This is a genomic window from Piscinibacter defluvii, assembly GCF_004011805.1.
Lineage (GTDB): Bacteria > Pseudomonadota > Gammaproteobacteria > Burkholderiales > Burkholderiaceae_C > Piscinibacter > Piscinibacter defluvii.
Genome location: NZ_RCHJ01000003.1, coordinates 87031 through 108592, shown reverse-complemented (window position 1 = coordinate 108592; position 21562 = coordinate 87031). Strand labels below are relative to the sequence as shown.

22 protein-coding genes and 1 tRNA gene are annotated in these 21562 nt (G+C 70.8%); 9 read left to right on the top strand and 14 right to left on the bottom strand.

Going from position 1 to position 21562, the window contains the following annotated elements; all coding sequences use genetic code 11:
- Positions 1-141 precede the first annotated feature (141 nt).
- The 4 genes from D9C15_RS09975 to D9C15_RS09960 are packed head-to-tail and all read right to left on the bottom strand — an operon-like array spanning position 142 to position 4594.
- A complete protein-coding gene (locus D9C15_RS09975; protein WP_127997800.1) occupies positions 142-1767 on the bottom strand; it encodes an NAD(P)-binding protein in 1626 nt (541 codons plus the stop codon).
- Between the two features lie 5 nt (positions 1768-1772).
- On the bottom strand, positions 1773-2765 hold the full coding sequence (locus D9C15_RS09970) for a thiamine pyrophosphate-dependent enzyme (protein WP_127997299.1): 993 nt from the start codon (positions 2763-2765) through the stop codon (positions 1773-1775).
- Position 2766: 1 nt separating this feature from the next.
- Positions 2767-4020 carry a pyruvate ferredoxin oxidoreductase gene (gene porA, locus D9C15_RS09965; protein ID WP_127997298.1) on the bottom strand — a complete coding sequence of 418 codons (1254 nt, stop codon included), beginning with the start codon at positions 4018-4020 and terminating at the stop codon, positions 2767-2769.
- Positions 4004-4594, bottom strand: a complete 591-nt coding sequence (locus tag D9C15_RS09960; RefSeq protein ID WP_127997297.1) for a 2-oxoacid:acceptor oxidoreductase family protein — start codon at positions 4592-4594, stop codon at positions 4004-4006. Before D9C15_RS09960 ends, porA begins: the two co-directional genes overlap by 17 nt.
- Before the next feature lie 89 nt (positions 4595-4683).
- On the opposite strand from D9C15_RS09960, the gene rarD reads away from it, so the two are divergent.
- Positions 4684-5559, top strand: coding sequence for an EamA family transporter RarD (rarD, locus tag D9C15_RS09955; protein ID WP_127997296.1), 876 nt, complete (start codon positions 4684-4686; stop codon positions 5557-5559).
- A gap of 7 nt (positions 5560-5566) precedes the next feature.
- Here the strand turns inward: rarD and D9C15_RS09950 are convergent, their stop codons facing one another.
- From D9C15_RS09950 to D9C15_RS09935, 4 genes are all read right to left on the bottom strand, one after another.
- Positions 5567-6145: a DUF3501 family protein gene (locus D9C15_RS09950; RefSeq protein ID WP_127997295.1), complete on the bottom strand. Its 579-nt coding sequence runs from the start codon at positions 6143-6145 to the stop codon at positions 5567-5569.
- A gap of 20 nt (positions 6146-6165) precedes the next feature.
- A complete protein-coding gene (locus D9C15_RS09945) occupies positions 6166-7515 on the bottom strand; it encodes a (Fe-S)-binding protein (protein ID WP_127997294.1) in 1350 nt (449 codons plus the stop codon).
- 72 nt (positions 7516-7587) lie between these two features.
- Positions 7588-8007 carry a rubrerythrin family protein gene (locus tag D9C15_RS09940; protein WP_112190260.1) on the bottom strand — a complete coding sequence of 140 codons (420 nt, stop codon included), beginning with the start codon at positions 8005-8007 and terminating at the stop codon, positions 7588-7590.
- A gap of 177 nt (positions 8008-8184) precedes the next feature.
- Positions 8185-9051 carry an alpha/beta hydrolase gene (locus D9C15_RS09935; RefSeq protein WP_127997293.1) on the bottom strand — a complete coding sequence of 289 codons (867 nt, stop codon included), beginning with the start codon at positions 9049-9051 and terminating at the stop codon, positions 8185-8187.
- Between the two features lie 82 nt (positions 9052-9133).
- Between D9C15_RS09935 and D9C15_RS09930 the strand changes: the two genes are divergently transcribed.
- The 3 genes from D9C15_RS09930 to D9C15_RS09920 all read left to right on the top strand — a co-directional run bounded on the left by D9C15_RS09930 (position 9134) and on the right by D9C15_RS09920 (position 12181).
- Positions 9134-9209, top strand: a tRNA-Ala gene (locus D9C15_RS09930).
- A gap of 260 nt (positions 9210-9469) precedes the next feature.
- Positions 9470-11302: an alpha/beta hydrolase gene (locus tag D9C15_RS09925; RefSeq protein ID WP_127997292.1), complete on the top strand. Its 1833-nt coding sequence runs from the start codon at positions 9470-9472 to the stop codon at positions 11300-11302.
- Between the two features lie 30 nt (positions 11303-11332).
- Positions 11333-12181, top strand: a complete 849-nt coding sequence (locus tag D9C15_RS09920) for a CPBP family intramembrane glutamic endopeptidase (protein WP_164886700.1) — start codon at positions 11333-11335, stop codon at positions 12179-12181.
- Positions 12182-12260: 79 nt separating this feature from the next.
- On the opposite strand, the gene D9C15_RS09915 is transcribed toward D9C15_RS09920, so the two are convergent.
- The 3 genes from D9C15_RS09915 to D9C15_RS09910 are packed head-to-tail and all read right to left on the bottom strand — an operon-like array spanning position 12261 to position 14053.
- The gene (locus D9C15_RS09915) at positions 12261-12851 is read right to left on the bottom strand and encodes an acyl-CoA dehydrogenase family protein (protein ID WP_240668358.1); all 591 of its coding nucleotides are present in this window, start codon (positions 12849-12851) and stop codon (positions 12261-12263) included.
- Positions 12785-13081, bottom strand: a complete 297-nt coding sequence (locus tag D9C15_RS33990) for a hypothetical protein (protein ID WP_240668357.1) — start codon at positions 13079-13081, stop codon at positions 12785-12787. The genes D9C15_RS09915 and D9C15_RS33990 overlap by 67 nt, the downstream gene beginning before the upstream one ends.
- An 18-nt stretch (positions 13082-13099) precedes the next feature.
- The gene (locus D9C15_RS09910; protein ID WP_127997289.1) at positions 13100-14053 is read right to left on the bottom strand and encodes a LysR family transcriptional regulator; all 954 of its coding nucleotides are present in this window, start codon (positions 14051-14053) and stop codon (positions 13100-13102) included.
- Between the two features lie 152 nt (positions 14054-14205).
- Between D9C15_RS09910 and D9C15_RS09905 the strand changes: the two genes are divergently transcribed.
- The 5 genes from D9C15_RS09905 to aroE are packed head-to-tail and all read left to right on the top strand — an operon-like array spanning position 14206 to position 18076.
- Entirely contained in the window at positions 14206-15156 is a 951-nt protein-coding gene (locus D9C15_RS09905; RefSeq protein WP_127997288.1) for a ketopantoate reductase family protein, read from the top strand.
- On the top strand, positions 15153-15542 hold the full coding sequence (locus D9C15_RS09900; protein ID WP_127997287.1) for a VOC family protein: 390 nt from the start codon (positions 15153-15155) through the stop codon (positions 15540-15542). Before D9C15_RS09905 ends, D9C15_RS09900 begins: the two co-directional genes overlap by 4 nt.
- 25 nt (positions 15543-15567) lie before the next feature.
- Complete coding sequence (locus D9C15_RS09895; protein ID WP_127997286.1) at positions 15568-16026, top strand: MaoC family dehydratase; 459 nt, start codon at positions 15568-15570, stop codon at positions 16024-16026.
- Entirely contained in the window at positions 16023-17243 is a 1221-nt protein-coding gene (locus tag D9C15_RS09890; RefSeq protein ID WP_127997285.1) for a CaiB/BaiF CoA transferase family protein, read from the top strand. Before D9C15_RS09895 ends, D9C15_RS09890 begins: the two co-directional genes overlap by 4 nt.
- A gap of 11 nt (positions 17244-17254) precedes the next feature.
- Positions 17255-18076: a shikimate dehydrogenase gene (aroE, locus tag D9C15_RS09885; protein ID WP_127997284.1), complete on the top strand. Its 822-nt coding sequence runs from the start codon at positions 17255-17257 to the stop codon at positions 18074-18076.
- Positions 18077-18224: 148 nt separating this feature from the next.
- Here aroE and D9C15_RS09880 read toward each other — a convergent pair whose 3' ends face one another.
- Genes D9C15_RS09880 through D9C15_RS09870 form a run of 3 tightly spaced genes read right to left on the bottom strand, consistent with a single transcriptional unit; the run spans position 18225 to position 21544 of the window.
- On the bottom strand, positions 18225-18914 hold the full coding sequence (locus tag D9C15_RS09880; protein ID WP_127997283.1) for an HAD-IA family hydrolase: 690 nt from the start codon (positions 18912-18914) through the stop codon (positions 18225-18227).
- Complete coding sequence (locus D9C15_RS09875; protein ID WP_127997282.1) at positions 18911-20161, bottom strand: Tm-1-like ATP-binding domain-containing protein; 1251 nt, start codon at positions 20159-20161, stop codon at positions 18911-18913. The genes D9C15_RS09880 and D9C15_RS09875 overlap by 4 nt, the downstream gene beginning before the upstream one ends.
- 15 nt (positions 20162-20176) lie before the next feature.
- Positions 20177-21544 carry an APC family permease gene (locus tag D9C15_RS09870; RefSeq protein ID WP_164886699.1) on the bottom strand — a complete coding sequence of 456 codons (1368 nt, stop codon included), beginning with the start codon at positions 21542-21544 and terminating at the stop codon, positions 20177-20179.
- Positions 21545-21562: the final 18 nt, after the last annotated feature.

Below are 21562 nucleotides of genomic sequence, written 5' to 3'. Positions count from 1 at the left end.
GTCCGATCGGATGCCTGACGATGCTACGGAGCACGCCGCGGGCGACCATCCCTCGGCTCCAGCCTCCCCCCGTGACCGCGGGATGGCGCCGTGCGGTCCGCGCCACACGGGTTCACCCTCGGGCCGCCCACCCCGCCTTCCTCAGACCACTTCCGGATCCATGCGGATCGCACCGCAGGGGCATTCCGCGGCGCACAGTCCGCAGCCCTTGCAGTAGTCGTAGTCGAACGCGAAGCGCTGCCCCGGGCCGAGCTTGATCACCGCGTTGTCGGGGCACATGCCATAGCAGTTGTCGCACTCGAAGCAGTTGCCGCACGACAGGCAGCGGCGCGCCTCGAACTGCGCGTTGCCCTCGTCGAGCCCGCCTTGCACCTCGTCGAAGCTGCTGCTGCGCCGCGCCAGATCGAGCACCGGCCGCACCGTGGCCGGCGCGTCGCTGTAGTACCAGGGGTTCAGGTTCTCGAAGGCGGCCGGCTCGTGCTTGGGCGGCGGCTCGTGGCGCGTGCCGCGCAGCCAGGCGTCGATGTGGCGCGCCGCCTTCTTGCCGTGGCCGATGGCCACCGTCACGTTGCGCTCGGCCGGCACCATGTCGCCGCCGGCGAACACCCCCGGCTGGCCGGTCATCATGCGCTCGTCGACCTTGACGACGCCGTCCTCCACCACCACGCCGGGCAGGCGCTGCAGGAAGGACAGGTCCACGTCCTGCCCGAGCGCGAGCACCAGCGAATCCGCCTCCAGACGCTCGAGCTCGCCGGTGGGCTGCGGCTGGCCCTGCGCGTCCAGCACCATCTTCTCGACCAGCAGCTCGCCCTCGTCGGCGCGGCGGATGGTGGTGAGCCAGCGGATCAGCACGCCCTCCTCCAGCGCCTCCTGCACCTCGGCCTCGTGCGCCGGCATGCGCTCGCGGGTGCGGCGGTAGACGATCAGCGCCTCGGTGGCGCCGAGCCGCTTGGCCGTGCGGGCCACGTCGATCGCGGTGTTGCCACCGCCGTAGACCACCACGCGGCGGCCGAGCAGCGGCCGCTCGCCGCCTTCCATGCCGCGCAGCAGCGAGACCGCGTCGAGCACGCGCGCCGAGTCGCCGGCGGGGATGAAGGCCCGCTTGGCGATGTGCGCGCCGACCGCCAGGAAGGCCGCGTCGGCGCCCTCGGCGCGCAGCGTGGCGGCCAGGTCCTCGACCTTGCTGTTGCAGCGGATCGTCACGCCGAGTGCGGCGATGCGCGCCACCTCGGCATCGAGCACGTCGCGCGGCAGGCGGTAGCGCGGGATGCCGAAGCGCATCATGCCGCCGGCCCAGGGGCCGGCCTCGAGCACCGTGACGCGGTGCCCCAGCCGGCGCAGGTGGTAGGCGGCCGACAGGCCGGACGGCCCGGCGCCGACCACCAGCACGTGCTTCCCGCTGTCCGCGGCCGGCGCATCGAAGGCCCAGCCGTGCTCGATCGCCGCGTCGCCGAGGAAACGCTCGACGGCATTGATGCCCACCGGCTCGTCCAGCTTGCCGCGGTTGCAGGCGCTCTGGCAGGAGTGGTAGCAGACCCGGCCCATCACGGCGGGGAACGGGTTGTCGCGCACCAGGTGGCGCCAGGCGCGTTCGTAGTCGCCACCCTCGGCGTGGAACAGCCAGCCCTGGATGTCCTCGCCGGCGGGGCACTGCGCATTGCACGGCGGCAGCCGGTCGACGTAGACCGGGCGCATCGAACGCCACGAACCCGTGTGGTTGGCGCGCGAGGAGCCCGGGTCGAGCGTGATCGCGAACGGCTTGCGCATCGTCATCACGCGCCTCCTTCCAGCAGCCCGTAGCGCCGGATGTTGCGGTCGGCGCGCGCCTGCAGCGCCTCGATCACCGCGTCGCGCCGCGTCGGCGCGAACAGGTGGGCGAAGCGCTTCTGCGGCTTCAGGTACTCCTCCACCGGCACGCGCTGGCGGATGCGGCGCACGCCGACCACCTCGCCGTCGATCGCCTCGAACACCGGGAACAGGCCCGACTCCTGCGCCAGCCGCGCGAGCCGGATGGTGTCGTGCGAGGCCGCGCCCCAGCCGAGCGGGCACGGCACCAGCACGTGCAGGTAGCGTGCCCCGCGCAGGCCCATCGCCCGCTCGACCTTGGCCTCCAGGTCGTGCAGGTCGGCCACGGTGGCGGTGGCGACGTAGGGGATGCCGTGCGCCATCGCGATGCGCGGCAGGTCCTTGCCCTGGCCGAAGGCATTGCCGGGCGCGCCGCCGATGGCCGGCGTGGTGGCGGTGCGCGCCGCCGCGGGCGTGGCCGAGCTGCGCTGCACGCCGGTGTTCATGTAGGCCTCGTTGTCGTAGCAGACGTACAGCACGTCGTCGTTGCGCTCGAACATGCCGGACAGGCATCCGAAGCCGATGTCGGTGGTGCCGCCGTCGCCGCCCTGGGCCAGCACGCGCACGTCCTCGCGCCCCTTGACCTTGAGCGCCGCGGCGATGCCGGTGGCCACCGCCGCGGTGTTGCCGAACAGCGAGTGGATCCACGGCAGGCGCCAGGAACTCTCCGGGTACGGCGTCGAGAACACCTCCAGGCAGCCGGTGGCGTTGGCGGCGATCAGCCGGCCCTGTGCGGCGCGCAGCGCGGCATCGACCGCATAGCGCGCGCCCAGCGCCTCGCCGCAGCCCTGGCAGGCGCGGTGCCCGGAATCGATCGCGTTGCTGCGCCCGGCACTCGCCTGCACGCTGCGCAGCGCCGGGTCGAGCAGCCGGTTGCCGACCGTGAAGGTGCCGGTCTGGTAGAAGCGGATGTGTTCCATGTCAACGCACTTTCGTTGCCACGCCGCCGACGTCGCGCAGCATGGCCTCGGCCGCCGGGCCGCTGCGGGCGTCGGCACGCTCGCGCTCGAGCTGGCGCGCCACCACCGCCCAGTCCATGTCGAGGAAGGTCAGCGGCTCGAGCCGGTCGGCCACCGCGTCGCGCAGCAGCCGCTCGAGCGAGGCCTGGGTGATGGCCCGCCCGCCCAGCCCGGCGATCACCGTGTAGCCGGCGAGCTTCAGGCCCGAGAGCGCACTGCGCACGTCGTTGGCGACGATGCCGCCGAGCCCGACCGAGAAGCTCTTCTCGAGCACCACCACCCGCTGCGCGTGCTGCAGCGCCTCGCGCACCGCGGCGAGCGGGAACGGCCGGAACGAGGTGATGCCGAGCACGCCGATCGGCATGCCCGCATCGCGCAGCACATCCACCGTGTCCTTCAGCGTGCCGAGCACCGAGCCGAGCGCGACGACGATGGTCTGGGCATCCTCGCAGCGGTAGGGCCGCACCAGGCCGCCGCTGGCGCGCCCGAAACGCGCCTCGAACTCGGCCGCGATCGCCGGGATGCGCTCGAGCGCACGCATCTGCCGCGCATGCGCCAGGTAGCGCACCTCGGCGAAGGCCTCGGGCCCGACCATCGCCCCGATGGTCACCGGCTCGGCCGGGTCGAGCACCTGGCGCGGCACGAAGGGCGGCAGGAAGGCATCGACCTGCGGCGGCGTCGGCAGGTCGACGCGCTCGTAGGCATGCGTCAGGATGAAGCCGTCCATGCACACCATCACCGGCAGGCTCACCTCCTCGGCCAGGCGGAAGGCCTGCAGGTGCAGGTCCACCGCCTCCTGGTTGGTCTCGGCGAACAGCTGGATCCAGCCGCAGTCGCGCTGGCTCATCGCGTCGCTGTGGTCGTTCCAGATGTTGATCGGCGCGCCGATGGCGCGATTGGCCACCGTCATCACGATCGGCAGCCCGAGCCCGGCGGCGTTGTAGACCGCCTCGGCCATGAACAGCAGGCCCTGGCTGGCGGTGGCGGTGTAGGCGCGCGCACCAGCCGCCGAGGCGCCGATGGCCACCGACAGCGCCGCGAACTCGCTCTCGACGTTGATGAACTCGCACGGCGTGAGCCGGCCGGTCTTCACCAGCTCGCTCAGGCCCTCGACGATGTGCGTCTGCGGCGAGATCGGGTAGGCGCACACGACCTCGGGCCGCGCCAGCGCGACGGCCTCGGCCACCGCACGCGAGCCTTCAATCTGCTGCAGCATCGGCCATCTCCTTCATCTCGCGCAGCACGTAGTCGAAGGCCTCGCGCGCCGCGGCGATGTTGCCCTCGGCCACCGGGCCGCTGAACTTGTCGCGGATAGCGTGCACCACCGCCTCGAGCGCGATCAGCCCGGACATCGCCGCGAAGCCGCCCAGCAGCGCCGCGTTCGGCAGCGGCCGGCCGAGGTGCTGCTTCGCGATCTCGCTGGCCGGCACGTTCAGCAGCCGTTCGCGGCGCAGGCGCTGGCGCAGTTCGCCGATGCCGAGTTCGTCGGCGTTGCGGCGCGAGTTGACCAGCACGTAGCCGTCCGCGCCCAGGCCCTGGAACAGGTCCACCTGGTGCAGCAGCGTCGGGTCCTGGATGATCACCGCGTCGGGGGCCATCACCGGCTCGCGCAGCCGGATCTCGCGCTCGGCGATGCGGCAGAACGCAACCACCGGCGCGCCGGTGCGCTCCGAGCCGAAGCTCGGGAAGGCCTGCGCGTGGCGGCCCTGCGCGAAGGCGGCGATCGAGAGCATCTCGGCGCCGGTCACGACGCCCTGCCCGCCACGGCCGTGGATGCGAACCTGGAACATGCGCTTCCCTCCAGAGCGGCCATTGTCGGTACGGGGCGATCGCCCGGCTTGGCCTGCGTCAAGCGCGGCGCAGCGACAATGCGCCCCCCATGCCGCCCGGAATCGCCTACGCCGCCCTCGCCTACACGCTGTGGGGCCTGTTCCCGCTCTACTTCACCCGCCTGCAGCACGTGGCCGCCAGCGAGGTGCTGGTGCACCGCATCGTCTGGTCGCTCGCCTTCGTGCTGGCACTGCTGGCCTGGCGGCAGCGCTGGGCCTGGCTGCCGGACGTGCTGCGCCGGCCCAGGGTGCTGGGCGCCTTCGCCGCCAGCGCGCTGCTGCTGTCGTGCAACTGGCTGACCTACATCTGGGCCGTCACCAACGGCCATGTGCTGGACGCGAGCCTGGGCTATTTCATCACCCCGCTGGTCAACGTGGCGCTCGGCTACTGGGTGCTGCACGAGCGGCCGCGCGCGGCGCAGTGGGCCGCGCTCGCGCTGGCCACCCTCGGCGTGCTGTGGCTCACCGTGCAGACCGGGCAGGTGCCGTGGATCGCGCTGGTGCTGGCGGCGAGCTTCGGCGCCTACGGGCTGCTGCGCAAGATCGCGGTGCTCGGTGCGCTCGAGGGCCTGGCGCTGGAGACCCTGCTGCTCGCGCCGCCGGCGCTGGTGCTGCTGGTGCTGTGGTGGGGGCGCGGGCCGGCCAGCTTCCCGGCGCCCGACCTCGCCACCAACCTCTGGCTGCTCGGCGTCGGCCCGCTGACGGCGGTGCCGCTGCTGCTGTTTGCCGCCGGCGCGCGCCGCATCCCGATGACGACGCTCGGCCTGCTGCAGTACATCGGCCCGTCGATCCAGTTCGTGCTGGGCGTGTGGCTGTTCGGCGAGCCCTTCGGCGGCAGCCGGCTGGCCGGCTTCGTGCTGATCTGGGCCGCGCTGCTGCTCTACAGCGCCGACGGCTGGCGCGTCGCGCGACGCGCCGCCGCCTGAGGCCGGGCTACTTCAGGTCGCCGGCCAGGCTGGCCAGCGTCTCCGGCGCGATCGTCACGTGCGCCGGGTAGTTGGTGTGGTCGCAGCCGAGCTTGACGGCCGCGCCGGCCCGCACCGCCTCGCGCGCCGCGCTCGGGAACTCGAAGCGCAGGAAGTGCACCGACGAGGTCTTCTCGGCGTTCTCGCGGTCCAGGTCCTCGTCGGCGATCGCGTAGAGGCGCGGATGGCCCTCGACCTCGACGAACATGCGGTCCTCCACGCCGATCAGCCGGGACAGCTCGCGCCGGCGCTCGTGCACGTCGGGATACTCGAGCAGCATGGTGGCCTTCCAGTTCGTGCCATCCGGCACCAGCGGCGCATAGGCGTCGATCTCGGCCTGGATGCCCTCCTCCTCGAAGATCTTCTCGATGTGCAGCATCTCCTGGATCTGGCGCCGGATGGTCTGCTCGTCCTCGAATTGCACCGTGATGTGCTCGCCCAGGCGCACGCTGCGCAGGCGCCGGTGGGCGATGGTCTCGGCCCGCTTCGTCTTGCGGACCTTGGCATAGGCCTCCAGCGTCAGGAGGCTGTCGCGGGTGATGGTCATGGGCTTCTCCTTCGCGGGATTCACACGCCGTAGGCGTGGCGCAGCAGGGTCAGCGGGTGGGCGATCTTCGCCGCCGGCAGGCCGTTGACCTGCAGGCCCTGCGCGATGTGGTGGCCGGCCATCGGGCAGTCGGAGCCGATCCAGTCCGGCGTGTCCTTGGCCATGGACTTGAACACCGGCTTGCCGATCTTCAGGGCCGTCTCGTGGTAGGGCTTCTTCACGCCGTAGGTGCCGGCGTGGCCCGAGCAGCGCTCGACGGTGTTGAGCTGCAGCGTCACCGTCTGCCCGATCAGCTTGAGCAGCTCCTCGGTCTTGCGGCCGATCTTCTGCACGCGGCCGTGGCAGGGCACGTGGTAGCTGACCTTGCCGAGCGGGTTCTTGAAGTCGGTCTTCAGCAGCCCGTCCCGGTGGCGGGCCATGAAGTACTCGAAGGGGTCGAACATCGCCGCCTGCACCGCCTTCACGTCGGCATCGTCGGGGAACAGCAGCGGCAGCTCCTGCTTGAACATCAGCGTGCACGAGGGCACCGGCGTGACGATCGCGTAGCCGTCCCTGGCGTACTTCGCCAGCACCGGGATGTTCTTCTCCTTGTGCTTCGCGACGCCCTCGAGATCCCCGAGCTCGAGCTTGGGCATGCCGCAGCACGACTCCTTCTCGACGATCACGTACGGGACCTCGTTGTGCTCCAGCGAGGCGACCAGGTCGTGCCCGATGCCCGGCTCGTTGTAGTTGACGTAGCAGGTCGAGAAGATCGCCACCTTGCCGGGGCTCGCCTTGCCGTCCTTCACCTGGGTGGCGCTGCCCTGCTTCTTCGCGCTCCAGCGAAAGCGGCTCGCCGCGAGCTCGGGCATCCAGGCGTCCTTGTGGACGTCGAGCACGCTTTCCATCACGCCGCGCGCGGCCTTGGTGCGGTTCACCGCGTTGATGGTCTGCACGACGATCGGGATGCCGGCGAACGAGCCGTGCACGTCGGTCGAGGCGAGGAACTTCTCGCTGCCCTTGACGCCGCCGTTCCTGAACTTGATCGCCTTGGCGCGCAGCATGGTGTGCGGGAAGTCCAGGTTCCACGGGTGCGGCGGCACGTACGGGCACTTGGTCATGTAGCACAGGTCGCACAGGTAGCACTGGTCGACGACCTTCCAGTAGTCCTCCTTCTTGACGCCGTGCACCTCGCCGTCCTCGGTGGCGTCCACCAGGTCGAACAGGTTGGGGAACGACTGGCACAGGCTCACGCAGCGCCGGCAGCCGTGGCAGATGTCGAAGATGCGCTCGAGTTCGGCGAACGCCTTGGCCTCGTCGTAGAAGTCCGGGTTCTTCCAGTCGACCGGGTGGCGGGTCGGGGCCTCGAGATTGCCTTCGCGGATCGTCATGTCGTGCGTCTCCTCGTTCCACCAAGAAACAAGGGGCACGAAGCCCCTTGTCCGTGCGAGCGTGGCGGTGGCTCAGTCCACGAGCGCGTCCAGCGCCTTCTGGTAGCGGTTGGCGTGCGAGCGCTCGGCCTTGGCCAGCGTCTCGAACCAGTCCGCGATCTCGTCGAAGCCTTCGTCGCGCGCCGTCTTGGCCATGCCCGGGTACATGTCGGTGTACTCGTGCGTCTCGCCGGCCACGGCCGCGGCCAGGTTCTGCCGGCTGGTGCCGATCGGCAGGCCGGTGGCCGGGTCGCCCACCGCCTCGAGGAACTCGAGGTGGCCGTGTGCGTGACCGGTCTCGCCCTCGGCGGTGGAGCGGAACAGCGCGGCGACGTCGTTCTGGCCTTCCACGTCGGCCTTGTTTGCGAAGTACAGGTACCGGCGGTTGGCCTGGGATTCGCCCGCGAAAGCGTCCTTCAGGTTCTGCTCGGTCTTCGATCCTTTCAAGCCCATGTCGCTCTCCTGTGGTGTAGGGGGACTCTCTGCGGCCGCACCGCCGGTCTTGCGCAGCGGCTGGTGCGGCACCCGCCAACGCTAACGCCGCGGCGACGGTGGTGCCAATTCAAATGGTCAATGCGATGCATTGATTCGGTCAATCGCCGCAATCAACACAATAGATGAGAACGATTCTCATCGGCGTTCGCCGCCGGGCAGGCCGAGCAGGCCGAGGGCCAGGCGGTGCAGCCGCGTGCCGGCATCGGCCAGGTCGTGCATCACGCTCAGGTGGTTGGTGCCGGGGATCGCCTCGCACACCGGCACCGCCGCCTCGCCCCAGGCCTGACGGATCAGCGTGTTCTGGCGATGGAACTCCTCGCTCTCGTCGCCACCGACCACCGCCACCAGCGGGCCACGCGGCGCAGGCCACGCGGCCGGGCTCAGGCGCGGCACCGAGGCCTCGGTCAGGCGCAGGTCCGGCGCGAGGAAGGGCGTGTGGCGCAGCGGCTCGAGGTCGAACAATCCGGAGACCGACAAGGCCGACGCGACCAGCCCCGGCGGCAGGTCGGGCCCGACCTGGGTCCAGTCGCACGCCAGCAGCATGGCCGCCAGGTGCCCGCCGGCCGAGTGGCCCGCGACCACGATGCGCGACGCGTCGCCGCCGTGATCGGCCGCGTGGCGCCAGGTCCAGGCCAGCGCGCGCGTGAGCTGCAGGGCGATCTGATCGATGGTCACGGCCGGGCACAGCGCGTAGTTCGGCAGCACCACCATCGCACCGGCCTGCTGGAAGGCGGGAGCGACGAACGACACGTCGCGCTTGTCCAGGGCACGCCAGTAGCCGCCGTGGATGAACACCAGCACCGGCGCGCCGTTGCGCGCCGCGGGAAAGACGTCGAGCGTATCGGTCGGCGCGTCGCCGTAGCGCAGGTCGAGCAGGCACAGCGAGCGAGCCCGGGCCAGCTCCGACGCGCTGTTCCAGCGCTCGAAGATCTGCGGATGCTCCGGGATGCGGGCGCGGTTGTTGTATTGCACGTCCAGCCAGGCAGGGTCGGGTGCGCTCATCGGGCGGTCTCCGGCATCTCGAGGCCGCCGTTTTAACCCGGCAGAAAGGCCTCCCGGAGTTGTTATACTTCCGCTTCTTCGTGGGGGGGTAGCTCAGCTGGGAGAGCGTCGCGTTCGCAATGCGAAGGTCGGGAGTTCGATCCTCCTCCTCTCCACCATCGAGAATCTCAGCAAGATCAAGGGCTTGGCCGACCGCCAAGCCCTTTTTCTTTGGCCGGCTCGCGCCGCCTGAATGACCGCTTCCGGGCTCGCCTCGCGCCAGGGCGACATGGATGTCGCGCTGCGCTCGGGCGGGCGCTGCTCGTCCGCCTCCAGATGCGGAGCCGTGCCGCCCGCTTGATCAAAAACAATCGCTGGCCGACCGCGCTGCGCCAGAGTGCCAAGGTAGCTCCCGGCTCGCGTGTTGCCGGCCGCCCCGATGCTGACCCGGAATCTCGCTGTCGTGATCGCTGCGCTGGCGCCGCTGGGCGCATGCACGCTCACGACACTGAACACGCAGACGCGTGCCTACGAGGCGTCCACCGTGCTGGTCGGGCGCGTCGAGACCGGCTCGCAGGTCGATGGCGCCATCGTCGTCGGCGCCTACACCCGGGTCGGCGGACGCTGGCAGATCGCCCACCAGACCCTGCTGCACGAGCATGGCGCCTATGAGCTGATCGTGCCCCGTGGCGACCACGCGCTGTTCGCCTTTGCCGACCGGAACGGCAACGGCCTCTTCGATGCCGGTGAGCCCTCGGCGCGCTACGACGGCGGTCGCACCGTGGCGGTGACCCAGGACGGGATGGTGGGCGGCCTGGACATGGTGCTGGGCCAGGAGGCCGTGGAGGTGCCGCGCCTCGTGGCGGCGTCCCGCCAGAGCACCCAGGCCGGAGCGCTGCTCGACCTCGACGCCGCCGCGTTCTCGGCCGAGCGCGGCCGCCAGGGCTACTGGCAGCCGATGGACTTCTTCCGCGCGCAGGGCGGGAACGTCTACTTCACCGAGCCCTACGACCCGCGGCGCACGCCGGTGCTGTTCGTGCACGGTGCCGTCGGCTCGCCGCAGGACTGGCGCCACCAGATCGCCCAGCTCGACCGCAGCCGCTACCAGGCCTGGGTCTTCTTCTATCCGTCGGGCGCAGCGGTCGAGTCGATGTCCAACCTGCTGTTCTGGAAGCTGCTGAACCTGCAGCTGCGCTACCGCTACGAGCGGCTGCTGATCGTGGCCCACAGCATGGGCGGCCTGGTCGTGCGCCGCTTCCTGCTGGACAACGGCGCCAACCTGCCCCAGGTGCGGCTCTTCGTCACCCTGTCGACCCCGTGGGCCGGCGAAGCCTCCGCCGACACCGGTGTGAAGCTGTCGCCGGCCGTCGTGCCCTCGTGGCGCGACATGCAGCCCGACGGCCCGTTCATGCGCTCGCTGTTCGACCGCAGGCTGCCGCCGCAGGTCGAGTACGCGCTGCTCTTCGGGCATCGCGGCGCGCCAGGCCTGTGGCGCCCGAACAATGACGGCACGGTCACGGTTGCAAGCCAGCTGCGCCGCGCCGCGCAGGAAGAAGCCCGCCTGGTCTTCGGCTACGACGAGGACCACACCAGCATCCTCGTCTCGCCGCAGGTCACGGCGCAGCTGCACGCGCTGCTGGCGCGCGCGGTGGCATCCGGGCCGCGCGGACGCCTCGACATCCGACTGGACTCTGCCGGCACGCCGGCGCAAGGCCTGCCGCTGCTGGTGCTGCGGCCCATCGCCCCCGCCGGGTCGCCGATCACCGTGACGCTGTCGACCGGCGAGGGGGGCGCCACCGTCAGCGCGCTGGTGCCCGGGCACTACGAGGCGGGCCTGCTGGCCGATGGTTTCGCCGCCGAGCCGCGGCGGCAGGGGGTGCACATCGACGAGCAGGCCGTGGCCCGACTGGCGTTCACGCTGCGGCCCCGCGGCGGTCTGAGTGGGTATGTGCGCGAAGAACGGGCACGCCCCGCCGGCAGCCGGGTGGATGCCCATGCGACGCCCCGCATCCGGGCGATCACCTTGCGCGGCGCGGGCATCGAGCGCTCGCTGGTGCCCGAGCCGGAGACGGATGGTGCCGAAGACGTCATGCGGCTGCTCGATGGCCGCGACCGGGCCTGGGGCTCGGCCTTCGTGTTCGTCGATCTGCCGGAGGGCGAGTACGAGCTGACGATCGACAGCGTCGGGCGGCCCCTGCATCGATCGCGCCATGCCGTCGTGCCGGGGCGCAGCGCCCTGCTGCAGCCCATCGTGCTGCCGCCGGCCCATTGACCGACCATGGGCTCGCGGACGACCCCGGCGATGCGGGACGCGATGCGGTGGCTGCGCGCCCACCCGGCCATCGCCTTCGTCGGCCTGACGTTGGCGTGGTCGTGGTCCGTCTGGTCGCTGCTGTTCGTACTCGTCGGGCGCGGCGGATTGCTGCGCGATCCACCGGGCATCGCCTTTGGCATCGCCGCGATCGGGGGCCTGGGGCCGTCGCTGGCCGCGCTGATCTTGACCGCGCTGCTCGACGGCCGGCCTGGGCTGGCGGCGCTTCGCGCGCGCTGCCGGCCGCCCTCGGCAGGCCGCTGGTGGCTGGCCTTGCTGCTGATTCCGGCGGTCACTGCGCTGACGCCGCTGCTGCGTGCGTGGGCAGGCGCCCCGGTGGATGTCGGGGCCATGCGCGCGCTGCTCGCGCCGGGCCTCGCCCTGGGGCTCGCGGCCGGCCTGATGGAGGAATTCGGCTGGCGCGGCTTCCTGCTGCCCCGCCTGCGCCAGCGCCACACGGCCCTGCGGGCGTCGCTGTACGTAGGCCTGGTCTGGGGCGGGCTGTGGCACGGCTACGCCGACTACTTCGGCGTTCCGTGGGAGGGCTGGGTGTTCTGGCTGCTCATACTGCTGCTGGGCCCGGTGCTGCTGACGGCGTGGTCGCTGGTGCTGACGGTGGTCTACGAGCACACCCAGGGCAACCTGTTGCTCGCCGTGCTGATGCACGCCAGCATCTCGTCGAGCGCGCTGGTCTTCGGCCAGGCCTATGCGTCGCCTCTGTCGCAACTGGGGTGGACGGCGTTCGGCGCAGCGATGGCCTGGTGTGCCGCTGCCGGGCTGTGGTGCGCTTGTCCCCCGGGTCGTCATGCCGGGAGGCCACCGTTCATCGACGACCATTGACGGCCGTCCGGCGAAGTTGAACGTCCGCCTCGAGGCGCGATACCTCCTCACGGGCGAATTTGGTCGCGAGGTCGTGGGTTCAGCGATCGACGTCGAACAGCGCGGCGTCACGCCGGCGCGGGCCACGCGCGATGATGCCGCGGTGGAGCTCCGACGTGCCGTCGACGATGCGGTGGATGCGCGCGTCGCGGCAGCGGCGCTCGATCAGCAGGTCCTTGGCGAAGCCCATGCCGTCGAACACCTGCACCGCGCGGTCGACGACGCGGCCCAGCGTCTCGGCGGCCTGGTCGATCAGCCAGGCGGGATGCAGCACCGTCAGGCGTGCCGCGTCGACCTCAATGACGCTGTCGGCCAGCATCTGCTGGACCATCTGGAAGTCCTCGATCGGCTGGCCGATCCGGCGCATCCACCTGCGCTGGTCCTTGCCGAGCGCGAAGCCCGGCAGGCCCTTGTCGACGAGCAAGCGCGAGATCCCCTTCTTCGCTGCATCGGGCGCGCCCGTCATCGCCGAGACGATGTAGAAGTCCGACACCGCGCCGTCGCTGATGACATGTTTCGGGCCCGACAGGCGCCAACCGCCGCAGGGCGTGGGCGCCGCGCACGTCAGGATGCCCGCGGCATCGGATTCGCCAGGATCGAACGCGCCAGATTGCCAAGGGTTGTCGGACACCTGCCCGAGCACGCGACAAGGCGGCGATGAACATCGACCTGAGGGCAGGTGTCGGACAAGCCTTGACAGAAGCGGTAGCCCATGGCACCGGCTCGAGCGTCACGATCACCTGCGCGCCCGCTGACCGCCTTGACGAAGAAGCTCTCGCGGTCGAGGTCGCCCTTGTCGTCGTAGCGCATGTCGAAGAGCACGCCGGGGTCGGCCTTGGCCGGGATGCTCAGGCCGTGCATGGCCCGGCGCAATGGGGTTCAGCGCCGGGTGCGTGCACGGGGAGCGTGCTGGATGAACAGCGCGGCGCACACGCCCCTGAGCCACCTGTTGGCCGCATCGTGGTGGTAGCGCGCGTGCCAGTGCTGCTTGACGGTGAAGGTCGGGATCGGCACGGGGCAGTCGTACACGCTCAGTCCGCCCAGCCGCGCCAGCGTCTCACCGATCTGCCGTGGCAGGGAGGCGATCAGGTCGGTCGTCGAGACGATCGCGGGCAACCCGAGGAACCCGGGCAGCTCCAGCAGCACGCGGCGCTCGATCCCATGGGCCTGCAGCGCCGCATCGAGCAGGCGATGGCCCGTGCCGTAGATGATGCCGATGTGGGCCTCGGACTTGTAGGCCTTCAGGCTCAGCGTGTTGCCGATCCGCGGATGCCGCGCGTTCGCCAGGCAGACCCAGTCCTGCTCGAACAGCGTCTGCTGGTAGAAGCCCGCTTCCAGTTCGGGGATCAGGCCCAGGGCCAGGTCGACGTCACCGGCCTGCAAGGCCCGCGCCGTGTCCGCGTCGATGCGCGCGGCGACGATGCCCACCCCTGGCGCCGCGGCGCGGACATGCGCCAGCAGCTGCGGCAGCAGCGTGATGTGGCTCGCGTCGGTCATGCAGATGCGAAAGCGCCGCCGGGCCGCGGACGGGTCGAATTCGACCTGGGTCTCGGACAGGCGGCGCAGCGAATCGAGTGCTTCACGCGCCGTGCCGATCAGCGCATCGGCGCGCGGCGTCGGCTGCATGCCGGCCGGCGTGCGCACGAAGAGCGGATCGTTCAGCGTCCGGCGCAGGCGCCCGAGCCAGATGCTCACCGTGGGCTGGCTCTGGCCAAGCTGCTCGGCCGCACGGGTGACGCTGCCGGTGCTGTAGAGCAGGTCGAACAGCCGCAGCAGTTTCAGATCGAGCAGCTCGGCATCGGAAGCGGCCTTCGACAGCTTTCGAGACGGCATCGCGCACCTCCCAGTGCCCCTCCATCGGGAGACGTTGGAGCATCATTGCGTTTCGCAATGAAGTCTATGTCAGCCATTCCATGGACAGTATCGGGGTCGCTGCCTATCGTTCTTCCCGACGCCGCGCCTTGCGGCACCCGGAGGGAGAACCCTTGAAGATCTGTGTGCTCGGTGCCGGCGCGCTGGGTTGTGCCATCGGCGCCGCCCTGGCCGAAGCCGGTTCCGATGTCTGGCTGCTCAACCGCTCGAAGGCGCACGTGGATGCGATGAAAGCCGGCGGCCTCACCGTCGTCACCGCCGGCAGCGAGCGGCGCGTGCCGGTCCAGGCCGCCACCGAGGCCGAGAGTGTCGGCCCCGTCGACCTGGTCATCGTGCTGGTGAAGTCCTTCCACACCCGCGACGCGATTGCAGGCGCCGGGGCCTTGATCGGCGAGCACACCGTCGTGCTGTCGCTGCAGAACGGGCTCGGGCACGAGGACATCCTCGCCGAGGCAGTCGGACGGCACCGGGTCCTGGCGGGAAAGACCTACGTCGGCGGCGTTCTCCAGGCGCCCGGGCGCATCGTGTCCGGCACGGCAGGCAAGCACACCTTCATCGGCGAACTCGACGGATCCGTCACCGAGCGTGTCAGGCAGATCGCCCGCGTGTTCAACGACGCCGGCCTGGCCACGAGCGTCAGCGACAACATCGTCGGCACGATGTGGGACAAGCTCCTCGTCAATGTCTCCACCGGTGCGCTGAGCGGCATCACGCGGCTGACCTACGGCGAGCTGTATGCCGTGCCCGAGCTGAAGTCCACCGCGGTGGCCGCGGTGCGCGAGGCGCTCGAGGTGGCCCGCGCCGCCGGCATCAGCCTGAGCTTCACCGAGCCGGTGCAGGCGTGGGACCGGGCCGCCGAGGGCCTGCCGCCCGAATTCAAGGCCTCGATGCTGCAGAGCCTGGAAAAGGGGTCGATCACCGAGATCGACTTCATCAACGGTGCCGTCGTGCGCTGGGGTCGTCGCCTCGGCGTCGCCACGCCGGTCAACGCCGCGCTCGTGGCCTGCATCAAGGGCATCGAGCGGTCCCTGGCGACCCGTTCCAACCACAAGGAGGCGGCATGACCGCGAAGGCCTACGTCGAGCACGTCGCCATCTGGGTGCGCGACATCCACTGGCACATCAAGTTCTTCCGCGACGTGCTCGGCATGACGATGCGCGAGGTCCAGGGCAGCCTCGAGGACCCCGCGCAGTACTGGACCCTGGGTGGCATGCAGTTCATCGCCAAGCCCGACTTCGCCGGCCCCGAAGGGCGGCTGGGCCACATCGGCGTCATGTGCGAGGACATGGAGGCCGCGCTGGAGGCGGCCAAGGCCTTCGGCGTCGCCGAGATGCCGCAGGGGCGCAACTGGCTGCGCCTGCCCGACGGCCTGGCCGTCGAACTGATCCAGGCCCGTCCGGCGAGCGCCGTGGCCGAAGCACTCGCCGTCAACCCGCGCGTCGCGGCCTGAACCAGCCACCCACCAAGGACACCGAATGAGCCCGGAGAAGTACTGGGACGACGCGCAGGAGGGTGACGAATGCGTCAGCCCGACCTACACCGTCACCAAGGAACGCATCCTCGCCTATGCCGACCTGACCGGCGACCACACGCCGGTGCATGTCGACGAGGCCTACGCCAACGCCAGCCACTTCGGCTGCATCGTCGCGCACGGCCTGTTCGGCCTGTCGATCGCCGACGGGCTGAAGACGCAGAGCGACTACCGCTTCCTGCCCGGCATGTCGCTCGGCTGGACCTGGGACTTCCTGCTGCCGATCCGCGTCGACGACGTGCTGCACGTGAAGTTCAAGGTCGGCGCCATGCGTGCCAGCAAGAGCAAGCCGGGCTGGGGCATCGTCGTGCTGCCGTCCGAGTTGATCAACCAGAAGGGCGAGATCGTCCAGCGCGGCGAACACCGCCTGATGATCCCGCGCCGTCCGGGGAGCGCCACATGACCCAGGCCCTGCCGCTGGCCGGCATCCGCGTGGTCGACTACAGCCACTTCCTCGCCGGCCCCTACGTCGGCCGCTGCCTCGCCGCGCTCGGCGCCGAGGTGATCAAGGTGGAGCGCCCCGGCAGCGGCGATGCCGGCCGCCAGCACGCCTGGATCCTCGACGACCAGCAGAGCGGCTACTACCTGCAGCTCAACATGGGCAAGCAGGGTGTCAGCGTGAATATGAAGGACCCACGAGGCAAGGACTTCATGCAGCGCCTGTGCGACTCGGCCGACGTCTTCATCGAGAACTACCGACCCGGCGCGCTGGACAAGCTCGGCCTCGGCTACGCCGAACTCTCGGCGCGCAACCCGAAGCTGGTGTACTGCTCGATCTCCGCCTACGGCCACACCGGGCCCGACTCGCACCGCGCCGGCTTCGGCCTCATCGCCGAGGCCAAGAGCGGCATCATGCAGATGGTCGGCACGCCGGGCGAGCCGCCGCCGCTGCTGCGCATCTCGCTGGGCGACATGTACACCGGCATCCACGCGGTGGCGGCCATCAACGCGGCACTGCTCGGCCGCGTGGCGAGTGGCCGCGGCCAGCACATCGACATGGCGCTGTACGACACGCTGGTGTCGATGCACGAGTACGCGGTGCAGTGCTACACCTTGTCGGGCGGCCAGGTCGTGCCCGAGCAGACCGGCCACGACATGCCGACCTCGACGCTGTACGGCGTGTTCCGCGCCGCGGATGGCGACCTGGTGATCGCGGCCCAGGTCGACGATTCGTGGAAGCGCTTTGCCGCGCTGGTCGCGGCCCACGGCGGCCCTGCCGGCTTCGCCGACGACACGCGCTTCCACACCCTGAACGGCCGCAACGCGCACCGGCTCGAGATCCTCGGCGTCGTCAAGCCGTGGGTGGCAGCGCGCCAGGTCGCCGAGGTGCTCGCGCTGCTCGACGGCGTGGACGTGCCCGCGGCCAAGGTGCAGCGCATCGACGAGGTGCTGGCCGATCCGCAGATCCAGGCGCGCGGCATGGTGGTCGAGCAGCAGCACCCGCGTTTCGGCACGCTGCGGCTGCCGAATCTCCCGTTCCGCTTCTCGGACTGCGACACCACGGTGCGCCAGGTCGCGCCCGACCTGGGCCAGCACAACGCGCAGGTCGCCGAGAAGCTCGGCTTCACGGCCGCCGAGATCGCCTCGATGCAGGCCGACGGCGTGCTGTTCAGCGCGTGAAGGAGAACGTGATGACCGACCGCTATGCCGTCATCGGCAACCCCATCGGCCACAGCAAGTCACCGCTGATCCACGGCAGCTTCGCCCGCCAGACGCGGCAGGACCTCGCCTACACCGCGATCGAAGGATCGATCGACGGCTTCGAGGACCAGGTGCGCGCCTTCGGCCAGGGCGGCGGCAAGGGCATGAACGTGACCGCCCCGTTCAAGCTGCGCGCCTACGAGCTGGCGACGGACCGCCTGGAGCGCGCCCGCCTGGCCGGCGCGACCAACGCGCTCAAGTTCGAGGGAGACCGCATCCTGGCGGACAACTTCGACGGCGTCGGGCTGGTCAGCGACATCCAGCGCAACCTCGGTGTGGCGCTCTCGGGCCGGCGTGTCCTGCTGCTCGGTGCCGGCGGTGCGGCGCGCGGGGCGCTGCTGCCCTTCCTGTCGCAGAGCCCTGCGGCGCTGGTGGTGGTCAACCGGACGGTCGAGAAGGCCGTCGCGCTGGCGCGCGAGTTCGGTGCGGCGGGCCCGGTCACCGCCTGCGGCTACCACGACCTGGCCGGCGAGCGCTTCGACCTGGTGGTCAACGCCACCTCGGCCAGCCTGCGCGCCGAGCTGCCGCCGGTGCCTGCCGAGGTCCTGGTCGGCACCACGCTGGCCTACGAACTCGCGTACGGCAAGGGGCTCACGCCGTTCCTGCGGCTGGCGCAGAACGCAGGTGTGCCCCGCCTGGCCGACGGCGTGGGCATGCTGGTCGAGCAGGCCGCGGAAGCCTTCGCCTGGTGGCGCGGCGTCCGGCCGGAGACGGCGGCGCTGATCACCGAACTGACCGTGCCGCTCAGGTAGCCGCCGGGGCCTCGAAGAACGAAGCGTTCGACTTCGGGCCCGTGCTGGCCGGGCGGCCCGAGCTGCTGGGCTTGGTCGCGCTGATCACGGCGCGCACCTTCCGCCTCGCGCGTCCGTCGGTGCTCGACGCCTCGAGCCCGTGGCGCGCTCATCGCGCGGCACGAACAGGCTGATCGAGCAGTTCGGCGGGCAGCGCCACGCCGAGCAGTTCCAGCGCACGCGCGAAGGCGGCAGCCGGCCGGCGCACGTCCAGGTGCGCGGTGCGCCAGCCCGCGCGCAAGGCACCGTCGATGTTGCGCTGCTGGTCGTCGACGAACACGCAGTCGCCGGCGGCGACGCCGAGTTGTTCCTGGCAGCTCGCATACGCACGCGCGTCGGGCTTCAGCACCTGCGTGTAGGTGGCGTCGACGATGACGTCGAAGAGCGCGAGCAAGGGCAGCCGCTGCCGGAAGTCGGCGCCGTAGAACAGGTCCAGTTCGTTCGAGAGGATGCCGAGCTTGCAGCCGGCGGCCTTGGCCGCACGGATCGCGGCCACGGCCTCGGGCCGGATCACCGCCTCCACGTCCGCGCCGCGGGCGCGCTGCACGAAGGTCTCCATCCGGTCCCACTCCTGCCCGAGCAGGCGGCCCACCTCGCGCGTGCGCGTCATCCAGTAGTCGCGCTCGCTGATCCTGTCGGCCTGCATGTCGCGCCAGAGCGCGTCACCGTCGGGATCGAACGGGCCCTTCCAGGTCAACGTTCCGGGCGCCAGGCCGAGCGCCGCCTCGCTGAGCGCATGCGTCTCGAACATCGTGCGCGAGATCACGCCGCCGAAGTCCAGCACCAGTGCCCCGCTCATTGCACGCCTCGCGGAATCAGGCCGCGCTCGACCCAGTCGTCGAACACCGTCAGCGCTGCGTCGGCAAAGGCGGCATCGTTGATGTGGGCGTCGATGCGGACCAGCGTCGTGCCCGGCCCGAGGTGGCGCGGCAGTTCATCGGCCATCGCGGCCAGGCCTTCGGGGTCGTGCAGCGGCTCGCCGGGGCGGTCCCACTCCTCGATGCCGCGGCTCGGGAACAACACGCAGGACGGCGCCTTCGCCCCGGCCAGCCGCTGTCCGATCTCGCGCGCCACGCTACGGCGCATCGCGGCATCGACACTCACCGAGGCGATCAGCCGGTTGTGCGCGTGCAGCGCGCGCCCTTCGAAGGCCCTCGGGCACGGAGACCACGCCGCATAGTCGACCATGTCGGAGGCGCCCGGCGCCACGATCTGCGGGACACCGGCGCGGCCCGCGCCGCGCAGACGGTCGGCCCCGGCGGTGACGCAGGAGCCGGCGAGATGGTTCACCAGTTCCTGCAGGCTGAAGTCCATCACCGCGACGAAGCGCCCGCGCGAAGCGAGGTCCTCGAACGCGCGGCCGCCCATGCCGGTGGTGTGGAAGACGGCCAGCTCGTAGCCGCGCGCCTCCAGCGCGGGCTTCAGGCGCTTCATGTACCTGAGCGCGCTCGACCCCAGCGAAGTCATGCCCACCATCGGGCGGCGCTCGTCCGCGCCCGCCTCCACGCGCGCCAGGCAGGCACCCACCGCCGCGCCGGCAGCCTGCGCCAGCGCCGCCTTGCACAGGCGGTTCAGGCCGTACAGGCCACCCGCCCACAGCCGCATGATGAGATCCGGCGGAATGCGGTCGGGCGGGATCAGGTGCGAGTACGCGATGGTCGACAGCACGACCTTCGGCACCCCCAGCGGCAGCGCGTTGGCCACGTCCAGCGCGAGGTCGGTTCCCATCGTGCCGCCCAGCGCCAGCATGCCGTCGATGCGGCCTTCGGCGTGCAGGCGCAGCGCCAGCGCGGTGGCGCCTTGCGCCATCAGGGTCATCGAGCTGTTCTCGTCGCCGCTGTCGATGATCTGCTGCAGCGTCACGCCCGCCGCGGCGGCCACCTCGGTGTTCGGGATGTCGGGCACGAAGCCGCCCTGGCCGAGCACGCCCACGTCCATGATGGTGGCGCGTCCGCCGCACTGCTCGACGCTGCGCCGCAGGAAGGCGATCTCGTCGCTCTTGGTGTCGACCGTGCCGATGATGAGGATGCGTGGGCGGGTGCTCATGGCCACATGTCCTCGTCAGCCGAGATGGGGTTTGACGGGCTCGAACAGCCCCCGCCTCATGACCGCCTTCACCCACACCGCGCCGACGACGGCGAAGAGCGCCAGCACCACGCCGGTGTAGGTGGCGATGGCCCGCGTCATCTCGGGCGCCGGCGAGCTGTTGGCGATCACGAACACCATGCCGGCGATCGCCAGCACCGGCACCACGGGATAGCCCGGCACCTTGAACGGACGCGGCAGCTCCGGGTGGCGCGCACGCAGCACCATCAGCGACACCTGGGCCATGATGTAGGCCATCAGCCAGGCCACCGAGGCGGCGATCATCAGCGGCAGGATCGCCTCGACCTTGCCGCCGGACCAGAAGACGCCGATGAGCGGCAAGGCGGAGACAAACAGGATCGCGGCCACCGGCGTACCGAGCCGCGGATGGCGGTACTTCAGCAGCGGGAAGACCTGCCCGTTGTCGGCCATGCCGGCCAGCATGCGCGGCACCGCGGCCAGCACGGTGTTGATCAGGCTGGCCGAGGCGAGCAGCGCCAGCACGGCGATGATCACGGCCGCGTTCGGCCCCAGCACGGCGGCGGCCACATCCAGGTGCGGCGTCGGTGCGCTGGCCAGCTTCTCGCGCGGCAGCAGCGTGGCCGCACCGAGCACGAACAGCACCTGCACCGCGAGCAGCGCCACCAGGCCGAGGATCATGGCCCGCGGCAGGTCGCGCCTGGGGTTGCGCGCCTCCGTCACCAGCGGCGTGACGAACTCGATCCCGGCGAACACCCAGAACGCCAGCGCCACCAGGCCGATCGTCACCGTGTCCTTCGACAGTTGCGCGAGCCCGGCCCCTTCGGCCGGCGCGGCCGATGAACCGCCGGCCAGTGCCACCGCGCCCAGCACGCCCAGGAACAGCAGCACGACGAAGCTGAGCAGCGTCTGCACCCTGGCGAACACGTCGGTGCCGAGGATGTTCAGCAGCGCGAACAGCGCGACGATGGCCACCGGCCAGAAGTACGTCGGCAGCGGCAGCTTCAGCGCGTCGGTCAGGATCGCGTCGGCCAGGATCAGCTCGGCCGGCAGACCGAAGATCGCCGGCGTCACGTAGCCGGCGAACACCAGCATGATGGCCGGGAAGTTGCCGATCGCCGCCTCGGCGAAGCTCGACAGCGAGCCCTGGCTGGGCAGCATCAACGACATCTCGGCATAGGCGAAGGCATTGGCCAGCGAGATGGCGAACGCGATGACCAGCGCGACGACGAAGCCCCAGCCGCCGATGCCGATGCCCTGTGCCGAGCTGACCATCCCGAGCTGCGCCACGATGACGCCGATGGCGGCGGCGAACAGCGCCTTGAAGCCGAGACCGGCCGAACGGGGGGGCGATGGGTTGGACACGTTGGACTCCTCCTGGAT

Bases quoted from the DNA above. Each gene is read 5' to 3' on its own strand.
- D9C15_RS09890 (WP_127997285.1), top strand. From the start codon at position 16,023: ATGACCCAGGCCCTGCCGCTGGCCGGCATCCGCGTGGTCGACTACAGC.
- D9C15_RS09920 (WP_164886700.1), top strand. From the start codon at position 11,333: ATGCGGGACGCGATGCGGTGGCTGCGCGCCCACCCGGCCATCGCCTTC.
- D9C15_RS09910 (WP_127997289.1), bottom strand. From the start codon at position 14,053: ATGCCGTCTCGAAAGCTGTCGAAGGCCGCTTCCGATGCCGAGCTGCTC.
- D9C15_RS09875 (WP_127997282.1), bottom strand. From the start codon at position 20,161: ATGAGCACCCGCCCACGCATCCTCATCATCGGCACGGTCGACACCAAG.
- D9C15_RS09970 (WP_127997299.1), bottom strand. From the start codon at position 2,765: ATGGAACACATCCGCTTCTACCAGACCGGCACCTTCACGGTCGGCAAC.
- D9C15_RS09940 (WP_112190260.1), bottom strand. From the start codon at position 8,007: ATGGGCTTGAAAGGATCGAAGACCGAGCAGAACCTGAAGGACGCTTTC.
- D9C15_RS09880 (WP_127997283.1), bottom strand. From the start codon at position 18,914: ATGAGCGGGGCACTGGTGCTGGACTTCGGCGGCGTGATCTCGCGCACG.
- D9C15_RS09895 (WP_127997286.1), top strand. From the start codon at position 15,568: ATGAGCCCGGAGAAGTACTGGGACGACGCGCAGGAGGGTGACGAATGC.
- rarD (WP_127997296.1), top strand. From the start codon at position 4,684: ATGCCGCCCGGAATCGCCTACGCCGCCCTCGCCTACACGCTGTGGGGC.
- D9C15_RS09925 (WP_127997292.1), top strand. From the start codon at position 9,470: ATGCTGACCCGGAATCTCGCTGTCGTGATCGCTGCGCTGGCGCCGCTG.
- D9C15_RS09950 (WP_127997295.1), bottom strand. From the start codon at position 6,145: ATGACCATCACCCGCGACAGCCTCCTGACGCTGGAGGCCTATGCCAAG.
- D9C15_RS09900 (WP_127997287.1), top strand. From the start codon at position 15,153: ATGACCGCGAAGGCCTACGTCGAGCACGTCGCCATCTGGGTGCGCGAC.
- D9C15_RS09945 (WP_127997294.1), bottom strand. From the start codon at position 7,515: ATGACGATCCGCGAAGGCAATCTCGAGGCCCCGACCCGCCACCCGGTC.
- D9C15_RS09960 (WP_127997297.1), bottom strand. From the start codon at position 4,594: ATGTTCCAGGTTCGCATCCACGGCCGTGGCGGGCAGGGCGTCGTGACC.
- D9C15_RS33990 (WP_240668357.1), bottom strand. From the start codon at position 13,081: ATGCACGGCCTGAGCATCCCGGCCAAGGCCGACCCCGGCGTGCTCTTC.
- aroE (WP_127997284.1), top strand. From the start codon at position 17,255: ATGACCGACCGCTATGCCGTCATCGGCAACCCCATCGGCCACAGCAAG.
- D9C15_RS09975 (WP_127997800.1), bottom strand. From the start codon at position 1,767: ATGCGCAAGCCGTTCGCGATCACGCTCGACCCGGGCTCCTCGCGCGCC.
- porA (WP_127997298.1), bottom strand. From the start codon at position 4,020: ATGCTGCAGCAGATTGAAGGCTCGCGTGCGGTGGCCGAGGCCGTCGCG.
- D9C15_RS09935 (WP_127997293.1), bottom strand. From the start codon at position 9,051: ATGAGCGCACCCGACCCTGCCTGGCTGGACGTGCAATACAACAACCGC.